The sequence below is a fragment of the Bacillus infantis genome, assembly GCF_008180445.1.
Taxonomy (GTDB): Bacteria; Bacillota; Bacilli; order Bacillales; family Cytobacillaceae; genus Bacillus_AB; species Bacillus_AB infantis_B.
The window spans coordinates 501,167-523,438 of sequence record NZ_VTER01000006.1; the positions used below are offsets into that span (position 1 = coordinate 501,167).

Genomic DNA, 22,272 nt, shown 5'->3' on the forward strand with positions numbered 1-22,272 from the left:
ACCCCCTTTCTGTTTAGAAGAATTACAGGTTTCCGCGTCTTTCCTGCTCTCTTTCAATCGACTCGAACAGCGCCTTGAAATTGCCTTCGCCAAACCCTCTTGCTCCTTTGCGCTGGATGATTTCGATGAATAAAGTCGGCCTGTCGACGACCGGCTTTGTAAAGATCTGCAAGAGATAGCCTTCATCATCCCTGTCTACCAGAATGCTGAGCTCTTTCAGCTTATCAATCTCTTCGTCTATTTTGCCGACCCTCTCAGACAGCATTTCATAATAGGAAGAAGGAGTATCAAGGAATTCAACCCCATTTTTTCTGAGGACGGAAACCGTCTGGACAATATCCTCTGTCAGGATGGCCAGATGCTGAACGCCTGCCCCATTATAGAATTCCAGGAACTCCTGGATCTGTGATTTTCTTTTCCCTTCTGCAGGTTCATTGATCGGGAACTTGATCCTTCCGCCGTTATGCATAACTTTGGACATGAGTGCGGAATATTCTGTGCTGATGTCAGAATCGGTGAAATGCTTCATTTCCTTGAATCCCATGACATTTGCATAATAGTTCACCCATTCTTCCATTTCTTCCACATTTCCGACCACATGATCGATGCCGATGAAGCCGGCATCCTCGAATGGGGCCTTCGTTTCGTAAGGCTCATAACCCGGCATAAAGGCACCCTTATAATGATTCCGTTCCACCAAAGTGTGTATGGTATCTCCATATGTACCGATCACTGCCTTTTTGAGCTTGCCATGGTCATCTTCCAGCTCAAATGGCGGAACCAGTTCAATTGCGCCGCGCTCTACCGCACCTTTGTAAGCACTTTCAACATCATCAACTGCAAGGGCGATATCTTTGACGCCGTCACCATGCTTCTTCACAAAAGCAGCTACCTTTGTTTCCTCTGTGAGCGAGCCTGTCACTACCAGCCTGATTTTTCGCTGCTGCAGTACATATGACACTGTCTCCCTGTTTCCTGTCTCAAGCCCTGAATAAGCGACAGGCTTGAAGCCAAAGCATGTGCAGAGGTAATGGCTGGCCTGTTTGGCATTGCCTGTATAAATTTCAAGATAGTCGACTTCCTTGACCGGAAAAATTTCTTCTGCCTTTTGCGATGGCGAAACCGTTCTTTGTTCCATCCTAACCCCTCCAATTATTTTAATTTTCAGATTTATATTAAAATATTTCACTTCCTTCAGGCAAGAGCGCAGTGTGAAGCTCTGCTGCTGTAAAGCAGTTCTTATGTTTTCGCTTTTTCCCTCGCAGGCAGATGGATGCTTCTTGCTTTAAGAGACTCCACCGCTTCCAGCAGGGCTTCGGCTGAGCTTGGGTGAGCATACACAGGAAACAGCATATCTTCTTCCCTTGCAGCCATTTCAAGCAAAGAGACACCAGCATAAATCAGTTCCTGTGCGCCATCTCCTATCATATGAACGCCTAAAAGAAAGCCTGTTTCCTTTTCAAAAATCACTTTGGCCATTCCTTCCCTGCTCCCCTTCACACTTGCATAGCCCAAAGAAGAAAAAGGAAAGGTTCCCGTGTCTATTTGATAACCCGCTTCCAGTGCCTCTTGCCCGGTCAGGCCTGCATAAGCAATAGGCGGCTGGGTATGGATGACAACAGGGGCAAAACGCAAGTCAGCCTCTGTTGTCAAACCGGCAATCGTTTCGGCTGCAGCCTTTCCCTGTCTGATTGCCTTTGAAGCGAGCGGCGGTCCTCCTGCCACGTCCCCAGCTGCAAAAATATGGGTGACAGAGGTTTTCCCCTGCTGGTCTATCTTAATAAATCCCGCAGTGTCTATTTCCACTCCCGCTCTATCAAGCCCCAGATTGGCAGTATTGGGCCGGAAGCCGGCTGCAGTTAAGAAACAGCTTCCTTTCAGCTGCTTATTTTCTCCGCCCAGTTCATAATTCATCTCGACACCCGAACCGCTTTCTTCTACAGAAAGCAGCTTAGCCCCGCGGTAAACTTTTATTCTATTTTTCTTCAAGATTCTGCCAATCTCCCTGTTCACAGCCGCATCAAATCCAAAATCATCTTTTTCCTGATCCAGCATAATTGTTGTCCTGGCCCCGAAAGCCTGAAAACTCATGGCCATTTCCAGGGCGATATAGCCGCTCCCGTAAATAATGAGCTCATCAGGAAGCTTTTTCAGGGAAAATACAGACCAGCAGTCCAAAAGCCTTTCGGAACGCGGGGAAACTTCTGATGGCCACTTTGGTGTGCTTCCGGTTGCTATAAGGCAGTGTTTGAAGCGGAATACCTAATATGCTTCGCCATTTTCAATGCCTATCCGGTCAGCTGAGAGAAAAAAGGCATTGCCTTTCACCAGCTCAATCTCATTGCTTTTGCACAGCTCTTCAACTCCTTTTTTCAGCTGCGCTGTTTTCCGGTCTTTTTCATTCATGAGCTTTTCCAGCTGGAAAGCGGAAAAAGACAGTTCAATGCCGTATTCACCTGCAGCCTTTATCTTCCTGATCCGGTCTGCAGCTTCGGTATAAAGCTTGGAAGGAATGCACCCCTTATGGAGGCACACACCGCCAATGTCCGCTTTTTCAATCAGTGTAACCTTCCTGCCTAGCTGTGCCGCCCTGATGGCTGCCTGGTAGCCGCCGGGTCCACCTCCGATGATCACAACATCCTTTTCATAAGCCAGTTCCCCTACTACCATCACACCAGCTCCAATAGCATCAGTTTAGGATTCTCGATCAGTTCCGCAAAACGGTTAGTAAAACCGACAGCAGCAGCGCCATCTGCTATCCTGTGGTCAAATGACATGGAAAGCTTCATGATGGAGCGGATGACAATCTGATCCTCCTTATCGACCACCGGCATTTTTTTTGTCTTATGCAAAGAAATAATGCTTGTCTGCGGGTGCAGGATGATCGGGGTGGCGCCGGTGCTGCCGTTCAATGGCCCCACATTGCTTACGGTGAAAGTGCCTCCGGCCGTTTCCTTTAGCATCAGGCTGCCATCCAGCGCCTTCCTGGTCAATCTCTGCAAATCCGCTGCAATTTCGGCAATACTCTTTTCCTCCGCATTCCGGATGACCGGCACGATAAGGCCATCCTCCGCATTGACGGCCACCCCAATATGGTGCTCCGGCAGCAAATGGATCAGTCCAGCCTTCTCATCAAGTCTGCTGTTAAACACAGGAAAGTGTTTGAGAGCCATTGATAAAGCTTTTATATAAAAAGCTGTCATCGTCACTTGCTTTTCCTGCTTTTTGAGCTCTTCCCGGAATACGGAAAGCTCTGTGACATCCACATCCTCAAAATGGGTGCAATGAGGAATAAGGGAAAGCGATTGAACCATCTTCTCGGCAGTCATTTTCCGCCGTCCGGAGTAAGAGATAGCAGAATCATAAGCGGCTGCGGGTTTCTCTGCATCTTTTTTTAACTTGCCGGACACTTTTTCCCTTGCAGACACATCACCTTGTCCGGCCATCCTGAAAATATCGGTGTCCACCACTCTTCCGCCAGGACCTGATCCTTCAATATCTTCTATGTTTATATCATTTTCTCTTGCCAGCTTCCTTGTGTAAGGTGATGCTAGGATTCTCTTCGCTTGTTTACCAGCATGTGATCTCTCTTCAATTTCTGCTTGGCAGCTGTTTTCCGGTTCCAGCAGCAGCAGTACTGCCCCAACTTCTACCGTCTCCCCTGGCTTTACCACAAACTCACGGATTATGCCCGCTCTTGGCGCAGGTATTTCTGCTGTCATTTTATCGGTTTGAACCTCGACCAGGGGCTCATCCGCCCGCACAAAATCACCCTGTTTGACTAGGAAACAATTGATTTCTGCTTCTGACATCCCTTCCCCGATATCATGGAGCTTCACTTCCATATTTAAAACACCTCCTGATAAAAGCTCAGTTGATTGCTTAGAACGTCCAGACCTTTTCAATCGCACGGCAGACTCGTTCAGCAGTCGGCAGATAATGATCTTCAAAACCGAAATAGGGAACAGGTGCATCAAAGCCTGCAACCAATTCGGCTGGTGCTTTCTGATATAAAAAGGAGGTATCATTAATAATGGCCAGTACATCATTGCCAACAGAGGTAGAAGCATGAGCCTCCTGGACAATGACGGTGCGCCCCGTTTTCTGAACAGATGCAGCGATGATATCTTTTTCCAGCGGATACAAGGTGCGGAGGTCAAGAACATCACATAAGATACCTTTTGCCTTCATGGCCTCAGCCGCCTTCAGGGCAATCGGCACCATGGCCCCCCAGGTGATGACCGTCACGTCATTCCCTTCCATTAATTTACTTCCCTTGCCAATCTCGATGACATACTTCCCAGCCGGCACTTCAGCACGCAGTGACCGGTAGCTTTTCATCGGTTCTAAAAACAGGACAGGGTCAGGATCCTCGATTGCGGCAATCAAGAGCCCTTTTGCATCTGCGGGATTGGACGGACAGACAACCTTAATGCCCGGCATATGGGTAAAAAGGGCTTCGGTACTGTCACAATGGATTTCCGGTGCTCTTACTCCTGCACCATATGGGGCCCTTATCACAAGCGGGACTGTATAATGCCCCATCGTCCTCATTCGGAGCCGGGAGGCGTGAGTCATGATCTGTTCAAAGGCAGGATAGATAAAACCAAGGAACTGGATTTCAGCCACAGGCCTGAATCCATTAACAGCCATCCCGATGCTTGCGCCGATGAATCCCGCTTCACTCAGCGGTGTATCCATGACCCGCTCTTCTCCGTATTTTTCCTGCAGACCTTCCGTCGCCCGGAAAACCCCTCCATTTTTTCCTATATCCTCTCCGAGCAGCAGAACTTCATCATTTTCCGCCAGCATGATGTCCAATGCTTCATTTACTGCCTGTACAAGCGTCAGGGTGCTGGTCTTGACTGCTGTTTCCATCTTTAAGCACCCCCAAGCTGGCTAAGGTATTTTTCCTTTTGCTCTTTGAGCGGCCATATCAGCTCAGAAAACACATGGTCAAAAATATCAGCGGGATCAGCAGGCGGGAACGCCTCCATTTCTGCAATGGCCTCATCAATTTCAGCGGCAGCTTCCTCTTCTATTCCCTTTGTCCGGCTTTCCTCATGCAGCCCATGATTTTTCATCCACCGTTCAATTCTCAGGATAGGATCGATTTTTTCTCTCAAAGAGCTGCTTTCCTGCTGGTCCCTGTATTTGGCGGGATCATCGGCAGTGGTATGGGCCCCGTATCTCCATGTTACCGCTTCTATCAGAGTAGGCCCTCCGCCTTCCCTGGCCCTCTCAAGTGCTTTTTTTGTCTCATTGTAGACAGCAAATACGTCATTTCCATCAACCCGGACACCTGGGATATCATATGCCAGGCTTTTCTGGGCAATTGTCCTGGTGTTCATCTGCTTTGACAGCGGGACGGAAATCGCATATTGATTGTTTTGATTGAAAAAGACAACAGGCGCCTTAACGATACTGGCAAAATTCAGGCCCTCATGAAAATCCCCTTCAGACGTCGCCCCATCTCCAAAATAGACAATGGCCGCTTTTTTCGTTCCTTTGCGCTTTTCCGCATATGCAGCTCCGGCTGCATGGGGAATCTGGGTGGCGATCGGAATTGCAGGAGGAAAGATATTCTTCCCTTCAGGGGGGATGCATCCTTCATTTCGTCCGTTCCAGAATAGCAGCACGTTTCTCATTGAATGCCCGAAAGCCAAAGCTGCTCCATGGTCCCGATAGGTAGGGAACATCCAATCAGATTCTTCGAGCGCCATCGCGCTCCCTATCTGGGCAGCTTCCTGGCCTTCAAACGGGGCATATGTCCCTATCCTTCCCTGGCGCTGCAGGCTGACCGCTTTCCGGTCAAAGACCCTGATCCGGACAAGCTGCCTGTAGAACTCCAGAGCCAGCTCTGTGTCAAACCCTGAGGTACCGGATACCTCGTTTCCATTTTCATCAATCATCCTATTGACTGGAAATTGGCTCTCCATCCTATCACCCTTTTCAGTGTAGTCATTGGCATACAGTTATGTCCGGACTGCCCATTTCGGCCGCTTCATATGGGAGAAAAAGCTGTTTCTCCTTGTTCTCGCTTCAATCCTCAGCTCGCAGAACTGGTTGGCAGCCTCAATGGTTGTAATCCCTTCGGCTGCCGAATAGGCGTACACATTAAGCAGGGCACTATATATCGCCTTTGTTTTCCGCAGGACCCTTTCTTTATTAGGGGAATACAGTTCATCTGCCACCTGGATAAGGCCGCCGGCATTCACAATATAGTCCGGTGCATAAAGAATTCCTTTTTGCTGGAGCATGCCGCCATGCCTAATTTCAAGCAGCTGATTATTCGCCGACCCGGCAACCGCTCTGACCCGGAGCTGTTCTATACTTTCATCGTTGAGGATGCCTCCCAGAGCACAGGGGACAAAGACATCCGCATCTGCACGGTAAATTTCTTCAGAGCTGACCGCTTTAAGGCCCGCTCCCATTTTTCCCGCCTTTGCCATCAGCTCATTGATGGCTTCTTCGTTGATATCAGCAACATAAAGATCAGCGCCTTCCTCCAGCAGCTTTTCTGCCACTTTGAACCCTACCTTGCCGAGCCCCTGGATGCTGTAGGACCGTCCGCCAAGGTCCGATGTCCCATAAAGAACCTGGTTTGTGGCTTTTAGCCCATAAATCACCCCTTGGGCAGTCGGAACAGAAGAGTCCCCGCTTCCCCCATATTCTTCGTCAGCACCTACAATGCAATTGGTTTCCTTCATTGCGTGGACAAAGTCTTCAGGAGTGGTCCCCATATCTGTGCCTGTGTAAAATCTTCCATTTAATGATTCAACGAACTGGCCGAATGCCCTGAAAAGCTCTGGCGTCTTATCCTTTGAAGGATCGCCGATGATGACCGCTTTCCCTCCGCCAAAATCAACATCTGCTGCAGCGCACTTATAAGTCATCCCCTTGGACAGACGCAGTACATCTTCAAGTGCTGCGTCTGCCGAAGGATAGGGAAACATCCTGCAGCCGCCCAGCGCCGGTCCAAGCCTTGTGCTGTGGATCGCAATGATCGCCTTAAGGCCTGTTGCTTCGTCGTTGCAGAACACCACCTGTTCATGCTCGCGGATTGTACTAAACATATCCATGGTTTCTCATTCCCCCTCTTTATGTTAGCGCTTTCATTTAATGATGCATAAAAGCTTTAATCCAACCGGATTTTCTCTGTAAATCTGTTAATCCTGCTCCTCGGAAGGATTGCCTGAGTGACTTCCCCTTTGCCAATCACTGTATCCCCATGTAGAGCCTTGACGGATGTAAAAACCAGATTCCATTCCAGCCTGACGACTTCCGCAGTGATATCCAATATGCTCTCCTCTGCAGCAGGAGCAAGATGCTTGACTGTGACTGCGTACCCCATCCCTTCTTCGCTCTCTTCTAAAAATGGGAGGATTACTTTTCTTGATGCCCACTCCATATAATAGACCATGCTGGCTGTGGAAAAGAGCGGGTGTACAATCTCACCGCCAAACTGCGCGAACATCTCCCGGCCGACTTTCAGCTGGATGGTTGCAGCCGCTCCTTCTTTTAAACCCGGCTTCACTGAACAACACCCTCAAATATGTATGACGTATTTTTAACGTTATAATAACATTATGACAAATAAGTAGTCAATTAATTGCAAATTTTCTTAATTCATCCAGCAAAAGAAAAAGGATTAACATAAGGCAAAATCCCGCCTGCTTAATCCTTTTCCTTCATTCAGCTACGAGAGAAGCGCCCTGTCACTTGCCAGCTGCCGGCCGCGGATCCGCTGGAACTCACTGAGCAAATCTTCAATCCCTAATTTTTTCTTTTTATCTTCTTCAATCTCCAGGATGATTTGCCCTTTATCCATCATGATAAGCCGATTCCCGAGATCCAAAGCCTGCTGCATATTATGGGTGACCATGATGGTGGAAAGCTTGTAATTGCTGACAATCTCCTTTGTGAGGCAGGTGATCAGCTCAGCCCTGGCAGGATCAAGGGCCGCAGTGTGTTCATCAAGCAGGAGGATGGAAGGCTCTGTGAAGGTGGCCATAAGCAGGGATAAAGCCTGCCTTTCACCCCCGGATAACAGTCCAACCTTGGCATTCAGCCTATTTTCAAGACCGAGATGAAGGGACTCAAGGACTTCCCTGAAATTTTCCCTCCGCTTTTTAGTGACGCCCCGTTTAAAAGTCCTGCCTTTATTGCGGGAATAAGCCATGGCCAGATTTTCTTCTATCGTCATGCTTGGTGCTGTTCCTGCCATTGGATCCTGAAAAACCCTCCCGATCAGAAATGACCTTTTATGCTCGGGCATCATCACCACATTTTTACCATTGATCAGCACGCTTCCTGCATCTGGAATCATGACGCCTGAAATAATATTCATCAGTGTCGACTTCCCCGCCCCATTTGAACCGATGACAGTGACAAAATCGCCAGCAGTTAAAGAAAGGCTCACACTGTCAAGAGCATTTTTCTCATCAGGCGTCCCTTCATTGAAGATTTTGCTGATATTATTTAGCTGCAGCACGCTGATTCTCCTCCCTTTCTCCGGAAAGATAGCCTTCACCGGGCTGAGTGCGAAGCCTCTTGGCCTTTCTTCTTCCTTCCCTTATCCGATCAAGTGTTTTAGGCATGATCAGGGCAATGATCACAATGACAGCTGTAATGAGCTTCATGTCCCCCGGTTCAAGGAAATCTGCACGCAGGGCAAGTGTGACGACGATCCTGTAGATGATTGCTCCGCCAATTACGGCAAGAGTTGTCCTTGCTATGGTTTTTGTGCCAAATAAAGCTTCCCCGATGATGACCGATGCCAGACCGATGATGATCATCCCGATGCCCATCCCGACATCTGCAAATCCGCCCTGCTGGGCAATCAATGCGCCAGAGAAAGCGACAAGGCTGTTAGACAGCCCCAGGCCGAGTATGACCATCAGATTTGTATCTGCTGAGAGGCTTCTGATCATCCTTTTATTGTCGCCGGTTGCCCTTAAAGCAAGGCCTATCTCCGTTTTCAGGAACTGATCCGCCAGAAGCTTGATGGCAAATGCAGTGAACAGCATCATTATAAGGATCCCCCATGTCCTTGGAAGGCTGTCCCCCAGCCCTACGGCTGCAAGAATGCCATTCAGCATGGGATCGATCCCTGTTTTATCCCATGCATCCCTGATGCCTGTCATGGCTGTCTCTGTATTGAGAAGAGGTACATTGGACTTTCCCATGATCCTTAAATTAAGGGAATACAAAGCGATCATCATCAGGATGCCGGAAAGCAGGCTGTTTATTTTTCCATAAGCATGCAGAATGCCGGTAAGGCAGCCGGCGGCAAAGCCTGCAATAAGTGCAGCCGCAGTAGCGAAAAAGGGATTGACGCCGCTTACGATCAGGGTTGCTGCAACAGCAGCACCCGTCACAAAGCTGCCGTCCACTGTAAGATCCGGAAAATCCAGCACCCTGAAAGAAAGATAGACACCGAGCGCCATGATGCTGTAGATGATGCCCGACTCAAAAGCTCCGAAGATTGCTGTAAACATCTAGAGACCACGCCCTTCGCTATTCTTCATAGAACTCAGCTATGTCTTTCCACTCTTCCTTAATTTCAAGGCCTTGCTCTTCTGCAGCCTTCGGATTGAACACAAGTTTGATATTTTCAGGCAGCCCTACCGGGATATCACTCGGCTTCTTATCGCCCTTAAGGATGTCTGCCGCCATTTTTCCGGTCTGGTAGCCTATTTCAAAATAATCAAATCCGCTCGCTGCTACCCCGCCGCGCTTGAGGGAGTCCAGCTCTCCAACGAAGAGAGGGATTTTCTTGCTTTGTGCTACACCTATGACAGATTCAAGTGCAGAAACGACCGTATTATCTGTCGGGACATAAATGGCATCTGCCCTTCCTACTAAAGACTCTGCAGCCTGCTTGACTTCTGCGGAAGTGGAGACGGACGCCTCTACCACCTCGGCCCCATTTTTTTCTGCCAGTTCTTTGACTTTCTCGACCTGTACTTCAGAGTTCTGCTCTCCGGCGTTGAAAATGACGCCAATCTTTTTGGCACCTGCTTCCTTTGTCATGAAATCGATCGTTCTGCCGGTAGCATCAGGATGATTATCTGTCGTGCCGGTGATATTATCGCCCGGTTCATCAAATGACTTTACAAGCCCGGCACCGACAGGATCTGTTACAGAGGTAAATACGATGGGAATATCCTTTGTCGCATTCAATGCACTGACCGCACTTGGCGTGGCATTGGCAAAAATGAGGTCAACCTGGTCACCCGCGAAATTGTTGGCAATGGTCTGTGTGTTATTCATATCTGCCTGGGCATTCTGGAAGTCATATTCAACATTATCGCCTTCTTTGAAGCCTGCTTCCTCCAGCGCCTTTTTGAAGCCTTCAGTTGCTGCATCCAGTGAAGGATGCTCGGCAAATTGAGTCAATCCGATCTGATAAACCTTCTTGTCCCCATTTTTGCCATCGCCGCCTGAAGCCTCATCGCTCCCGCAGCCAGACAGGAGCAGGCTTCCTGCCAGCAGTAAAGAAGCAGCTTTGATCGATTTTTTCATGACAATCCCCCTTGCAAGATTTATTGGCGCTTCACACTGACTCTCACTTCTGCCGCTTTTATGTAATCGCTTACATAAAAATATGATAAATTATCGCATCAGCGTTTTTACACCGTTATATTATCACCTGATTGAAAAATATGTCAATAACATTCTAAAGATTTAATCAATTAAAACCATTAATCTTCATCTTGCTTATTGCTGCCGGGCTTTACAGAAACTCTAAACTGGCTTGCTGTTTTTTCAATAGCTTCTTCCGCCTCTTCCATCATCCGCTTGAAGAGATCGGCAACCGCAGGTATATCTGCAATAAGCCCTGCGGTCTGCCCGGCATTCATGAACCCTCTCACCCTATCTCCTTCAAGAGCGCCTTTTTTGTGATAATCTTCATTCGTAAAAAAGCTGTATTCAGAAGGATTTTCTGTTTCTTTCTGCAGCAGAAAATCAGCATACTCTGTATGCAGTATTCTTCGGATCTGCCCTGCACTTCTGCCGACTATGACCGTGCTTGCATCGCTGGCATCAAGCAGCGCCTTTTTATAATTTTCGTGGAAAGGTGCCTCTTTGACCGCGATGAGGCGCGTGCCGATCTGCACAGCGCTTGCACCCAGCATGAATACAGAAGCCATTCCTCTTCCATCGCTGATCCCGCCTGCTGCCGCCACCGGAATGTTGACCCTGCTGCAGATCTGGGGGATAAGAGAAAGCGTTGTCGTTTCCAGCCTGGAATTGATGCCTGCTGCCTCATAGCCTTCAGCAGAAATAATGTCCGCTCCTGCCGCTTCTGCCTTTTCAGCCTGTCTGACCGATGCAGTGACAGCAATGGTTTTGATTCCTTTAGACTTCAGCCGGCTTATATATGGTGCGGGATTTCCAGCAGAAAGCGATACAGCTGCTGCGCCGTATTTTTCAGCCAGCTCCATTGCCTCTTCCGCAAAAGGGGAAACAGTGATGGGAATATTGACAGCGAATGGCCTGCTCGTCAGGTTCATCAGCGCAAGCAGCTTAGCCTCAATTTCATCAGGAAGCATTGTCCCTACCCCGACGGTGCCAAGCCCTCCAGCATTGGAAACCGCGGCTGCAAGCCGGCTGCTGCTGATATTTCCCATGCCTCCTTGTATGATCGGATACTTGATTTGTAAAATCTCCGTCAACCTATTCAACAGATTACCCCTTCCGTGAAAATAGTGTTATACTATTTTGAAAATTAACATAATATAAACAAAACCGCAAGGTACTTTCCATAAACTCCTATAATGTGTACGCTTGAGGGAATCTGTTTTGCAAAGTTTAAGAAATCGCTCCGGTCTCCTGAAGGACACGAAAAAGACTCCTGGATTTCCCGTATCCAGGAGCCTTTCTTATACGCTCTTTTACACAACTTATTCTTATTATTAGAAAGGATCTGTCACTAACTCTATTTTATGTGAAACTTTATTTTGGCTATAACTGTATTAGTGTACTGGTCAGCGCAAAGTTTTCCAGAAGGGATCTATGCTTATATTCATATCGCAGATAGAAAGACCAGAAGCGGGTCAGCTCTGTCTGAGTCTATCCTTATAATGCTGCAGCTTCTTTCTGCCCTGCAGACAGCTTATTATTTCTGTGGCTGTGATGCTGGTGTTTGAAGCAGGAAGGACAAATGATTAATCAGTCTAACGGCCGCAGCAGGTTCTGCGGCGCGGGCGTGTACCGCCGGCAGCGCCTGAGACATAAGTTGTGCTGTCACCGCTTGGAAGCAGCTGGTTTTTATTTTCCAGCAAATTTTTCTTTTTGGCTTCGCCGGTAATTTTTCCGGCAGGAAACTTCTTTCCTTTTTTGAAGCTTTCATAGAATTTTCTGGCCTGTTCCATTTCTCTCACTCCCTGATTATTTTACCCGGATAAAGATCAATTTTTAAATGGATTGAAAACACTTGATTGGGATTTTGCTTGGGGATAATATTTTTGGATCAGCTCCATCTTGTTGTCCTGGTTCTGATTTTTATCATTCCTTGCTTTGTCCCTGGCCCTTCTGATAAGTGCCTCAGCCATTTCTGCTGTCTGATCTTTTGCGGATTCGGGCTTTCTTGGCGGCATCATCATTGCTGCGCTTCTCTGGGAATTTCCCATTAAATTCTGGTTTTGCCGCGGATGCATTTTATCCTGGTCCTGCCTTTGGGAAGCGGCATTTTTTGCCTGCTGGATTTTGCCTGCAGATCTCTTTTTCATGGTTTCCACTTTGGTCTTGAGTTCTTTATCACGCTGCTCCATTTCTTTCACTTTGCCGCCAAGCTTCAAGTTCTGTTCTTTATAATCGGCAAGTTCGGCCTCCAGCTCTTTCGTTTTCTGAAGGTATTCCTCATCCCTTTTGATGAAATCGCGGATCTGTTCTTTCAGCTCTTTCATTTCGCTTGTATATTGCACTTCATTTTCTTCATAACGCTCAAAATGCCCGTTCATATCGCTTAGCAGATTTTCATATGAGCTTAAAAGAGAATGCAGTTCCTTGATTTTATCCTGAAGCTCCTCAAGCTTTGCTAAACTTTGCGTCTGACTTTCATTATTCCACCAAGACCTTAGCAAATGTATCCAGCTCCCTCTTTTCATAGTATTCACGTCTTGCTCTTCTGGAGTAGGCATTGTGAATCCATCAGTCACCCATTTTTCTGTTATATGTTGAAAGGTGCCTTTCATTTCTCCGAACCATTTGGTTTGTTCTTCCCTCATAGTCATCATCCCTGCCAGGCTGGACTGAAGATGCATGAGGATGTTTCTTCTGTCTTCGTGATATTTACTGCCGGTCAGTTCACCCGCCTTTAAGGCGATGCTGGAAAGCTTTTGTGTTTCTTCCTCCAGCTTGATGGCCATATCTTCCTCAAATTTTCCAGTCTCCTTCAGCTTCTTTTTATACTCCCATTCCCTTCGTCTCAGCTCTTTCTCCAGCTCCTGGTTTTTCTGCGCGGAGGAAGTCAATAAAAACTCGAGGTTTGAAATTTGATTGTACATATCCATTCTCTGCCGGGCATATTCATTAATGGTTTGGTTTTTCTTTTTCATATCCCGCCTGAGTTCTTGATCTTCCGCCTGGATCTGATTGATTTTTATCAAAATGTCCTTAAGCAGCTCATCTGCCCTGAAGTCATTCTCCTGGCCGGAAACTGCTTCCTCTTCTTCTTGTTCTGGCCGGTCAATTGCCGGGCCCGGAACCGCGGCTGTCTCCTGCTCTAATATCGCGATATCTGACAGAAGTTCTTTTGTTTTCCCATTGTAAAAGAGCAGAGATTTCTTTATGCTGTTTAAATTATGCCTGGAGGTATCCAAAAAATTGAAAATGCTTTCCGGCTCCCATGACTCCAGATCTTCAATTTCTTCCGGTGCTGATTGACCTGCATCCTTTTTCATTGCATCCCCTCCTTCTGAGGCATTTATCTTATTTATCTATATGTGAATTTTACTTCTCCGTTACACGATACAGGCACGAAAAGAATGATCGGCAATATGTATATGCAGGGGTGATCTAAATGAAAAAAAGCTTTCTGCTTGACCGCTTTCTGACTGTGGATTATATGGAACAGCTTGTAGTAAGAAACGGGTTCAGCCTTGTCAACAAGCCTCCGAAAGATCTAAAAAAGACACTGCTTTATTATAAAAATAAACTCGATTCCGGGAATGAAGCCCCTTATATAGTAAATGAAGATGAAATGGTAATGGCAGAAATCCCATTAAATGACACGGAATATTATCAGATCAAATGGAATATCCCGAAACTCCTGCACTTGATAGAAAGAGAGCAGATACTGAAGACCGCATTGCCTGAGGATCTGGCAGAAAAGCTCAGCCGGAAATCAAATATAGAAAAATTCCCCGCAGATGCTGAAAACAAAGATATCATTCTGCTGTCTTATCCGCCTATTTCCAGGAAATTCATCATTGCCCAGGGCGATACGAAGAAATTGGCAGAAAGCCCGAAAACAATCACCGCCTATATTCTCCCTCCTTATATCCATCTTAAAGCTGCTGCCCATTCGCTGGACAGGAACTTATTCAGCATTCATTTCAATTATTCGCTCATTTGCAGCTATTTGGCTGGACAGATAACGCTTGAAGAAGCTGAAAAAAGGGTCTTCCCGGTTTTTTGAATGATATTGCAATCAGCCATAAAGGAGAGTGAGTAAATTGACTGAAACTGTACTTGCTTCAATCATCTTTCCCGTGAAAAACGAAGGAGAAAATGTAAAAAAAACGCTGGAATCATTCTTCTCGGCCCCTATTCGCCAGCCTTATGAATTGATAATTGTCGATGATTATTCAACTGATCAATGCTGTGACTTTTTGAAAGCTGATTATTTGGATAAAAACATCAGTCTCATCACGACAGACGGTGTCGGAGCAGCCAACGCGAGGAATGAAGGAGCCAAGCTTGCAAAAGGACAAGTGCTCGTCTTCTGTGATGCCCATCTGGAGTTTGAAGACTATTGGCTGGACCTGTTGATCGAGCCTCTTCTAACAGGCCTGACCGATGCCGTCACACCTGCCATCGGGGCCATCGGCAACCCCCATTTCACCGGCTATGGCCAGACATTATGGGTAAATGAGAGATCTTCAAAGATCCGGACACACTGGAATGTCAAACAGGACGATCTTTTTGAAACTGCCATCCTGCCGGGAGGCTGCTTTGCCATCAACCGATCGGTTTTTGAGGATGCAGGAGGTTTCGAAACAGGATTTCCGGTTTGGGGATATGAGGATGTGGAGATTTCAATCAAGCTTTGGCTGTTCGGGTATAAATGCCATGTCCAGCCAAAAGCTAAAGTGCTTCACTTATTCAGGAAGGTACAGCCTTACAGAGTCGAGCTTGATGAATACTTCTATAATTTGCTCAGACTTGCTTACCTTCACTTCAGCCCTGCAAGAATCTACAAAACCAGGAAAATGCTGATCAATGGGAATGAAAAAGAAATTGAGAGAAAAGTGCTTGCGCAAGGTGCACTGGAAAAGAAGCAGGCTTATCTTGCAAGGCGCAGGTATGATGATGACTGGTTTTTTGCCAAATTCAAAATAGATTTCTAATTCTCTGCCGCTTTCCGGGAATAATTCCGGGGCGGCATTTTTGTCTGCTCTGCCAATAGAATTTAAATAAAAATCCGCAGCAGTACAGGGACAAAGTCACTGACAAAACTATTGCTCAAAAATACGATATAGAGAAATACGATAGCTTGTCATAATCGTATTGACTAGAACTCACGTTTGAAGGGAGGTTATTATATGGCAATATTGTCAACCGGCCCAATTCTTAATCCCGCAGTAGGCGGTTCAAGGCAAACAAGGACGGTCACAATTAAAATAGACAACAGGAATTTAGCAAGCCCAGGCACGATATTGATTCAGGGCTATCAGCTGAATGGATCGCGCACTCTTTATGTCTCTGAACTGCTAAATGTTCCTGCAAACTCTGTCATCACAAGAAACTACTTTGCAAATTTTGATAGCTTTGAATTTGTGTTCACAACTGGAGGAGCAGCTGAAGCAGATATCCAGATTTCCGTCTGGGGACGTGATGCTGCTGGAGGATTGGTAACTGCACACCGCATCGTTTCAGATGAACTATTAGGTTCAGATCAAGGTGCTCAAGGGCCTCAAGGTCCTATTGGCGTTCAAGGTGCTCAAGGGCCTACCGGTGCGACTGGTGCACAGGGGTCTCAAGGTCCTCAAGGAGTAACTGGAGCCACTGGCGCTCAAGGTCCTCAAGGCACTACCGGTGCTCAAGGTTCACAGGGTCCAACTGGAGTAACGGGGGCTCAAGGCGCTCAAGGTCCTCAAGGAGCCACTGGGGCTCAAGGTTCACAGGGTCCGACTGGAGTAACAGGGGCTCAAGGCCCTCAAGGTCCTCAAGGAGCTACTGGAGCCCAAGGTGCAACTGGCCCTCAAGGAGAGCAAGGCCCTCAAGGAGAGCAAGGCCCTCAAGGAGAACAAGGCCCTCAAGGAGAGMAAGGYCCTCAAGGAGAGCAAGGYCCTCAAGGAGAGCAAGGCCCTCWAGGGGAACAAGGCCCTCAAGGAGAACAAGGCCCTCAAGGAGAACAAGGCCCTCAAGGAGAGCAAGGCCCTCAAGGGGAACAAGGCCCTCAAGGAGAGCAAGGYCCTCAAGGAGAGCAAGGYCCTCAAGGAGAGCAAGGCCCTCAAGGAGAGCAAGGCCCTCAAGGAGAGCAAGGCCCTCAAGGAGAGCAAGGTCCTCAAGGAGAGCAAGGTCCTCAAGGAGAGCAAGGCCCTCAAGGAGAGCAAGGCCCTCAAGGGGAGCAAGGCCCTCAAGGAGAGCAAGGCCCTCAAGGAGAGCAAGGCCCTCAAGGAGAGCAAGGCCCTCAAGGAGANAGGCCCTCAAGGAGAGCAAGGCCCTCAAGGGGAGCAAGGCCCTCAAGGGGAGCAAGGCCCTCAAGGAGAGCAAGGCCCTCAAGGAGAGCAAGGCCCTCAAGGAGAGCAAGGCCCTCAAGGAGAGCAAGGCCCTCAAGGGGAACAAGGCCCTCAAGGGGAACAAGGCCCTCAAGGAGAGCAAGGCCCTCAAGGAGAGCAAGGCCCTCAAGGAGAGCAAGGCCCTCAAGGAGAACAAGGCCCTCAAGGAGAACAAGGCCCTCAAGGAGAACAAGGCCCTCAAGGAGAGCAAGGCCCTCAAGGAGAACAAGGCCCTCAAGGGGAACAAGGCCCTCAAGGAGAGCAAGGTCCTTAGGAAAAACCCGAACCTAAGCCCCTCCTGAGTCTTCAAGGCCAAACAGGGGCCTGATAGTCCAGAAGATTTTAGGACCCTTTTCCATCTATTTACTAAAAAATGCCTGCAGGTTTGATTTAAGGAGCCTGCAGGCATTTTTATATATCTGAACTGAAAGAAAAATCCAGCAATAAAACCAGCAGTGAATCCTCTCCCTGCTTATATCTTTCTACTACGGATTTTAAAATCCGCTACGCCGGATGGACAAACTCACAAGCAATGTCCAAATATAAAAATAAAATAAATGTGAGAATGAAAGAGTTTAATAGGATTTCATCTCTAAAATTAATTAGCAAAGGAGGACAATTTATGGCTGTTTTATCTACTGGACCAATTTCCAATACACCTGTAGGCGGCAACAAGGACAGTAAATATTAAGATAGATAACAGGGATGCAGTAAACGCTTCTACAGTGCTGCTTCAGGGATACAGGCTGAATGCTACCAGGATATTATATGCACTTGAAAACATCAATATCGGACCAAACCAGGTTATTACCAGGAACCTTACCGCTAATTTTGATGCATTTGAATTTGTATTCACAACCAGCGGCCCAGCTGAAGCCAGTACTCAAATTTCTGTCTGGGGCAGAGATGTTGCAGGACAGCTTGTTGCTGCACATCGTGTAGTATCAGACGAGCTTCTTGGATCTAACCAAGGGGTGCAAGGGCCTCAGGGACCTCAAGGCAGCAACGGGGCTACCGGTGCTCAAGGTCCTCAAGGCAGCACTGGCGCCACTGGCGCTCAAGGCCCCCAAGGCGAACAAGGTCCTCAAGGTCCAAGCGACTTCCTACGGGGAGAAGAAACGGTATTCTGGGCAGACTCAAGTGCACCCGGACCAGGCCACGGCTCCCCTCTCAATCCATTCAACTCTCTGCAGGCCGCCATTACAGCTGACACAAGCAGTCCTTTGGCAGTCACATTCGGGATGCGTGCAAGGCTGGTTATTCTGATTGCAGCTAATTCTGTGTTTGATGAAGATATTACGATTCCGCCGGCACGGCATGTCCAGCTGTTGGGGCTTGGACCATGGGTGCTTGGGAACGCCGATCTGGCAAACTTTGGGTCTTCAACACCCAGAAATGTGACAATCCAAACGAGCCAGGTAACCGTCATCCACAATGGCCTGAGGCTTCAGCGCATGGTGGACAGCCGCTCAGACAGCAAGATACAGATAGCCGTCTACAGTAATATCCTTAACTCGTTTATCGGCGGGAATGTAACAGCCAATCCTGCAGCGGATGTTCCGCCAATCGGCATCTTCGGCAGCCAGTTCGGTACGATTACCTGGACCGGAAATCTGACATTAGACGGAGCTTCAAACTACTATTTCGTCAACTCCGTGTCTTCTGTAACTGGTACGAAACTTGTTTGGTTCAACGGAACCTTATAAAGCTTAAGGAAATTATTGCAAAATACTGCCAGGCTGGTGACACAATAACCTGGCAGCACATTTTACTATTTTGCTTTCGCATGTCTAATTTCAATGATGAAAAGATTCCAGAACATGTTTACAGTAATAGGCCAGGCGATGCCCGCCATAAGCTTAAGTAGGAACAGTCATTTTGCCCTTTTCCATCCATGGAAATTATTTAAAATATGACCATACTGTTTTTGTATTCTATCCGTTTCCTCACTGATTTTTCGTAAATGCTTTTTTGTCCCCATCCGGTTATGGATTCGATAAAAGGTAAGAGGCTCTTTAAGAAAAGCAAGGTCATGCTTCAAATAAGCCCTGATCCAGTATTCATAGTCATGGGCATACCTGTATGAAGTGTCGAAAACGCCAACACTTGCGAACAGATCCCTCTTCATCATGATAGTTGATCCATTGATTGTGCAGTTTGTTTTCAGTCCATCCAGGATTGATTCCCTGCTGTAGCTGCTAAGGATGCCGGAAGCAGTCAGGTTTTCATTTTTATCATTGATGAGTTTGTAATCAGTAAAAGAAAATGCGGCCTTCTCTTTTTTCATAAACTTAAGCTGCTTTTCGATTTTATCTGGAAGCATTATATCATCAGAACTCAGCCATACCATATAATTGCCTTTTGCTATTTTAAACCCTTTATTTAATGCAGACGCCGTCCCTCCATTTGTCTTCTTTATATAGACAATTTGGCTTAGAAATGGCTTTACTGACTGCAAATGAGCTGTGGAGCCATCATCTACTACGATTATTTCAATATTATTATAGGTTTGCTGCAATGCACTGGCGATGCTATTGCCAATATAGCTGCAGTTATAGAATGGAATAATGATGGAGACAAGATCACTTGGCTTTGAATCGGAACTTGAAAGCGCCATTTGGTTCCCCCTTCTTATAATTAATCTGAAATTCCATTGTGGAGAAAGGTTTCCGCAAGACCTTCTAACATTATAGTTTATGGTTTCAAAAAGGTGTCTAACTGATGCTGTATACATTAACAGGAATGGGGTGAGAAATTATAATGAGTGGTCAGGAACTGAATGTTCTCTTTACCTTTTATATACCCAGCGGAGGCGTTGAAACATTAAACAGGCAGAGACTATATGCCCTCAGCCAGGTAGGCATCAACTGCCATTTCCTCTACAGTCAAAGCGGTACAGGGCTGCAGAACAAGACGGATGCCACTTTATATGTGACCAATACCGATTTAGGCATAAAAGAAATTCTTCAAAAAGGCAATTATGATGCAATCGTTGTCGGTTCTGACCTTGCTATGCTTCAGCGCCTCCGGTCGCTGGGCTATGGAGGGATCCTGATATTTGAAAGCCAGGGCATCGGCCATGATAAGGACTATGCAGAAAAGTTCGTCAAAGCAAATGCACTGCCGATCATAAATCCTTATTGTGATGCAATCCTTTATCCAAAAACACCTCATCTGATCAAAGCGTTTGAAACCTATTTTCCTGCCAAGAAAAAGTATTCATTTCACAACTGCTTTAACTCCAGGGACTTTCATTACAGGCACCTTCCGAAAAAGCCCAACCCCATAATAGGCTGGGTTGGAAGACTCGAAGAAAACAAGAATTGGAGAGACTTCCTTATGATCGGAGCTAAACTGATCAGGAAGAACCCTTCTATACGGCTTTGGATGTTCGAAGACAGCACCCTTGCCCCGCCGGACCAGCGAAATGCGTTCGAAACAGTCATTAAGCAGCTGAACCTCCAGTCCCACTTGACTGTATTTGCCAACCTTCCGCATGACCGGATGGCTGACCATTATTCCATGATTGGAGATTCAGGAGGGTTTCTCTGTTCAACCTCCAAAGTGGAAGGATTCGGATATGCCGTATTAGAAGCAATGATATGCAGATGCCCTGTCCTTTCCACAGATTCTGATGGGGTCAGGCATTTTATCATCCATAATGTAACAGGAAAGTTTTTCACGCTGGGCAATATCCAGCATGCCGTCAAAGAAGGGCATGACCTGATTGCCAATACTTCACTCCGGGAAGCAATCAGGCAAAGGGCATCACAGCATATCCAGCAAAACTTTTCGCCCGGGGAGTACGCTGACCACTTTTTAAATATGATCACTGAATTGAAACAAATGAAATAGCTGCACCTCATAAGAAATCTCATCTTGAGAGGAAATAAAACAGAAAAAAAGAAGGGTTTCCCCTTCTTTCGAAATTAAACCAAGAATTATAGAGGCTGGCCGCCCAATAGATTCGGGAATGTTACGCAATCCTGGATGATCAGGTCTTCATCTGGCACAAAACCAGTACCTGCACCTGCAAATGTCACCAGCGGAGCTCCAGCGATATCAGTAAGAGTGATAGAGTAAGCATCCAGATCAGTGCCAATATTTTCGACCAGAGTTAGTGTGAACAAAGCAGTGCGGTCTGTCACGCTTGGATCAGAGAAAACAATTGTACCTGCACCAGTTACCGTCAATGTGGTGATTCCCAATACAGTCGAACAGGTTGGCATATTGAATTCTTCTGCTGTAAAGACAAAGCTTTGGTCAACAGCTAGCGTACCAGTTCCAGTCGGCACAACGAAATCCTCCACAATCCATTGCAGTGTGCTGCCAGTCAGCTGGCAGTTGTCGCAGATTTCGGCTCTCAGCTCTGTTGTATAAGTCCCTGCAGCCAAATCTTCTGCAAACAGAATCGGGCTGAACACAATAGGAACTGGACCTGTAATAGGGTCTGTATCCACAAACGCCTGGCAGTCACAGTTGTCGCGCGGGAAAAAGTCGCATTGCTCCGGCCATTCAAACGGCGGGCAGACCCCACCAGGAGGAATGACGATATCGTTTGGACGCGGGAAGCAGAATTTAGCCAGGACTTCCAGCTTCACATCTGCTTCAACCTGGATTTCGAAGCAAATATCCAGCATAATTTGCAATCCAACATCAGGAATGCCAGTTTCAATGAAGTTTGTTTCACAGTTCAGAGAAATCAGGCGGCAGAACACATTGTCGCTTGTGAATGGCTCAGGTGCACAGACAACTAGCCGGCGCGATTCACTGATAGTTGGACGGAAGCTGCAAATCACAGCTCCTGTGCTGTCATAGATTGTGACAAGCGGCCTGATAGTGAAGATGACCTTCACAATAGCCAGGTCTGTCATGACGCCGTTTACCGGGATTTTGCGCCTTTCAATACGGGATGAAACAGTGCAAGTAGCATTTCCGTCTGTGTCTGGAGGATCAAGCGGGAAAAATCCTCCTACATCAGGAACACTGCATGTTACATCAAGCGGGGTTCTCCCTTCTGCAACTGCCAGCGCAACTGCTGCTTCACAATCGGGCGGCAAGGTAATGCCTGTATCAGTTGTAATCGCATCAAATACCCAGTCATATACCTTGGAAACCCGAATACATTCTTCTTGAACGTTATTAGGGGTCAGTTGTGGTCTCTTATGAGGCTTCAACTAAATCATCCTTTCTAATAGGTTGTGTATTCAATTCATCATATGGATATTCGGGATAAATGGTTCTAATCAACGAGCCTGTTTTTTCAGTATGAGGATCTTGGGCTTATTTTCATATATTCATATTTTGGACTAATGCCGGT

At 47.1% G+C, this 22,272-nt stretch carries 19 protein-coding genes and 2 pseudogenes; 5 read left to right on the plus strand and 16 right to left on the minus strand.

What is annotated here, in order from left to right:
• Positions 1-22: 22 nt before the first annotated feature.
• From hppD to FZD51_RS13865, 14 genes and pseudogenes are all read right to left on the minus strand, one after another.
• Positions 23-1,138: a 4-hydroxyphenylpyruvate dioxygenase gene (gene hppD / locus FZD51_RS13805; RefSeq protein WP_148975302.1), complete on the minus strand. Its 1,116-nt coding sequence runs from the start codon at positions 1,136-1,138 to the stop codon at positions 23-25.
• Positions 1,139-1,239: 101 nt separating this feature from the next.
• A complete protein-coding gene (locus FZD51_RS26625) occupies positions 1,240-1,653 on the minus strand; it encodes a hypothetical protein (RefSeq protein ID WP_420886251.1) in 414 nt (137 codons plus the stop codon).
• Positions 1,654-1,692: 39 nt separating this feature from the next.
• Positions 1,693-2,670, minus strand: a pseudogene (locus FZD51_RS26630) (dihydrolipoyl dehydrogenase family protein); the annotation flags it as partial.
• Positions 2,670-3,845, minus strand: coding sequence for a dihydrolipoamide acetyltransferase family protein (locus FZD51_RS13815; RefSeq protein WP_148975303.1), 1,176 nt, complete (start codon positions 3,843-3,845; stop codon positions 2,670-2,672). The gene FZD51_RS13815 and the pseudogene FZD51_RS26630, both read right to left, overlap by 1 nt.
• 37 nt (positions 3,846-3,882) lie before the next feature.
• Positions 3,883-4,878 carry an alpha-ketoacid dehydrogenase subunit beta gene (locus tag FZD51_RS13820; protein WP_148975304.1) on the minus strand — a complete coding sequence of 332 codons (996 nt, stop codon included), beginning with the start codon at positions 4,876-4,878 and terminating at the stop codon, positions 3,883-3,885.
• A 2-nt stretch (positions 4,879-4,880) separates the two neighbouring features.
• Positions 4,881-5,939 (minus strand): pyruvate dehydrogenase (acetyl-transferring) E1 component subunit alpha, encoded by a 1,059-nt coding sequence (gene pdhA / locus FZD51_RS13825; RefSeq protein WP_148975305.1) that lies wholly within the window; start codon positions 5,937-5,939, stop codon positions 4,881-4,883.
• 36 nt (positions 5,940-5,975) lie between these two features.
• Positions 5,976-7,082, minus strand: coding sequence for a Leu/Phe/Val dehydrogenase (locus FZD51_RS13830; protein WP_148975306.1), 1,107 nt, complete (start codon positions 7,080-7,082; stop codon positions 5,976-5,978).
• Positions 7,083-7,138: 56 nt separating this feature from the next.
• A complete protein-coding gene (locus FZD51_RS13835) occupies positions 7,139-7,537 on the minus strand; it encodes a thioesterase family protein (RefSeq protein WP_148975307.1) in 399 nt (132 codons plus the stop codon).
• 162 nt (positions 7,538-7,699) lie between these two features.
• On the minus strand, positions 7,700-8,494 hold the full coding sequence (locus FZD51_RS13840; RefSeq protein WP_148975308.1) for an ABC transporter ATP-binding protein: 795 nt from the start codon (positions 8,492-8,494) through the stop codon (positions 7,700-7,702).
• Positions 8,478-9,500, minus strand: coding sequence for an ABC transporter permease (locus FZD51_RS13845; protein WP_148975309.1), 1,023 nt, complete (start codon positions 9,498-9,500; stop codon positions 8,478-8,480). The genes FZD51_RS13840 and FZD51_RS13845 overlap by 17 nt, the downstream gene beginning before the upstream one ends.
• A 19-nt stretch (positions 9,501-9,519) precedes the next feature.
• Positions 9,520-10,527, minus strand: coding sequence for an ABC transporter substrate-binding protein (locus FZD51_RS13850; RefSeq protein WP_148975310.1), 1,008 nt, complete (start codon positions 10,525-10,527; stop codon positions 9,520-9,522).
• 179 nt (positions 10,528-10,706) lie between these two features.
• Positions 10,707-11,690: an NAD(P)H-dependent flavin oxidoreductase gene (locus FZD51_RS13855; protein WP_148975311.1), complete on the minus strand. Its 984-nt coding sequence runs from the start codon at positions 11,688-11,690 to the stop codon at positions 10,707-10,709.
• A 492-nt stretch (positions 11,691-12,182) separates the two neighbouring features.
• The gene (locus tag FZD51_RS13860) at positions 12,183-12,380 is read right to left on the minus strand and encodes a hypothetical protein (RefSeq protein WP_094769206.1); all 198 of its coding nucleotides are present in this window, start codon (positions 12,378-12,380) and stop codon (positions 12,183-12,185) included.
• Between the two features lie 36 nt (positions 12,381-12,416).
• Complete coding sequence (locus tag FZD51_RS13865) at positions 12,417-13,910, minus strand: hypothetical protein (protein WP_148975312.1); 1,494 nt, start codon at positions 13,908-13,910, stop codon at positions 12,417-12,419.
• Between the two features lie 119 nt (positions 13,911-14,029).
• Here FZD51_RS13865 and FZD51_RS13870 point away from each other — a divergent pair, with 119 nt between their 5' ends.
• The 4 genes and pseudogenes from FZD51_RS13870 to FZD51_RS26645 all read left to right on the plus strand — a co-directional run bounded on the left by FZD51_RS13870 (position 14,030) and on the right by FZD51_RS26645 (position 18,658).
• Complete coding sequence (locus FZD51_RS13870) at positions 14,030-14,647, plus strand: hypothetical protein (RefSeq protein ID WP_148975313.1); 618 nt, start codon at positions 14,030-14,032, stop codon at positions 14,645-14,647.
• A 28-nt stretch (positions 14,648-14,675) separates the two neighbouring features.
• A complete protein-coding gene (locus tag FZD51_RS13875; protein WP_262380915.1) occupies positions 14,676-15,578 on the plus strand; it encodes a glycosyltransferase in 903 nt (300 codons plus the stop codon).
• 552 nt (positions 15,579-16,130) lie between these two features.
• Positions 16,131-17,220 (plus strand): annotated as a pseudogene (locus tag FZD51_RS26640) (Gly-Xaa-Xaa repeat protein); the annotation flags it as partial.
• Positions 17,221-17,677: 457 nt separating this feature from the next.
• Entirely contained in the window at positions 17,678-18,658 is a 981-nt protein-coding gene (locus FZD51_RS26645) for a collagen-like protein (RefSeq protein ID WP_262380916.1), read from the plus strand.
• 167 nt (positions 18,659-18,825) lie between these two features.
• Here FZD51_RS26645 and FZD51_RS13890 read toward each other — a convergent pair whose 3' ends face one another.
• The gene (locus FZD51_RS13890) at positions 18,826-19,569 is read right to left on the minus strand and encodes a glycosyltransferase (RefSeq protein ID WP_148975315.1); all 744 of its coding nucleotides are present in this window, start codon (positions 19,567-19,569) and stop codon (positions 18,826-18,828) included.
• A gap of 143 nt (positions 19,570-19,712) precedes the next feature.
• On the opposite strand from FZD51_RS13890, the gene FZD51_RS13895 reads away from it, so the two are divergent.
• On the plus strand, positions 19,713-20,807 hold the full coding sequence (locus tag FZD51_RS13895) for a glycosyltransferase family 4 protein (protein WP_148975316.1): 1,095 nt from the start codon (positions 19,713-19,715) through the stop codon (positions 20,805-20,807).
• 86 nt (positions 20,808-20,893) lie between these two features.
• Here FZD51_RS13895 and FZD51_RS13900 read toward each other — a convergent pair whose 3' ends face one another.
• A complete protein-coding gene (locus FZD51_RS13900; RefSeq protein ID WP_187445754.1) occupies positions 20,894-22,129 on the minus strand; it encodes a BMQ_0737 family morphogenetic spore coat protein in 1,236 nt (411 codons plus the stop codon).
• Positions 22,130-22,272 lie beyond the last annotated feature (143 nt).

Excerpts from the sequence above, each read along its gene's own strand:
- hppD (WP_148975302.1), bottom strand. The coding sequence starts at position 1,138 with ATGGAACAAAGAACGGTTTCGCCATCGCAAAAGGCAGAAGAAATTTTT.
- FZD51_RS13815 (WP_148975303.1), bottom strand. The coding sequence starts at position 3,845 with ATGGAAGTGAAGCTCCATGATATCGGGGAAGGGATGTCAGAAGCAGAA.
- FZD51_RS13820 (WP_148975304.1), bottom strand. The coding sequence starts at position 4,878 with ATGGAAACAGCAGTCAAGACCAGCACCCTGACGCTTGTACAGGCAGTA.
- pdhA (WP_148975305.1), bottom strand. The coding sequence starts at position 5,939 with ATGGAGAGCCAATTTCCAGTCAATAGGATGATTGATGAAAATGGAAAC.
- FZD51_RS13830 (WP_148975306.1), bottom strand. The coding sequence starts at position 7,082 with ATGGATATGTTTAGTACAATCCGCGAGCATGAACAGGTGGTGTTCTGC.
- FZD51_RS13845 (WP_148975309.1), bottom strand. The coding sequence starts at position 9,500 with ATGTTTACAGCAATCTTCGGAGCTTTTGAGTCGGGCATCATCTACAGC.
- FZD51_RS13850 (WP_148975310.1), bottom strand. The coding sequence starts at position 10,527 with ATGAAAAAATCGATCAAAGCTGCTTCTTTACTGCTGGCAGGAAGCCTG.
- FZD51_RS13860 (WP_094769206.1), bottom strand. The coding sequence starts at position 12,380 with ATGGAACAGGCCAGAAAATTCTATGAAAGCTTCAAAAAAGGAAAGAAG.
- FZD51_RS13865 (WP_148975312.1), bottom strand. The coding sequence starts at position 13,910 with ATGAAAAAGGATGCAGGTCAATCAGCACCGGAAGAAATTGAAGATCTG.
- FZD51_RS13870 (WP_148975313.1), top strand. The coding sequence starts at position 14,030 with ATGAAAAAAAGCTTTCTGCTTGACCGCTTTCTGACTGTGGATTATATG.
- FZD51_RS13890 (WP_148975315.1), bottom strand. The coding sequence starts at position 19,569 with ATGGCGCTTTCAAGTTCCGATTCAAAGCCAAGTGATCTTGTCTCCATC.
- FZD51_RS13895 (WP_148975316.1), top strand. The coding sequence starts at position 19,713 with ATGAGTGGTCAGGAACTGAATGTTCTCTTTACCTTTTATATACCCAGC.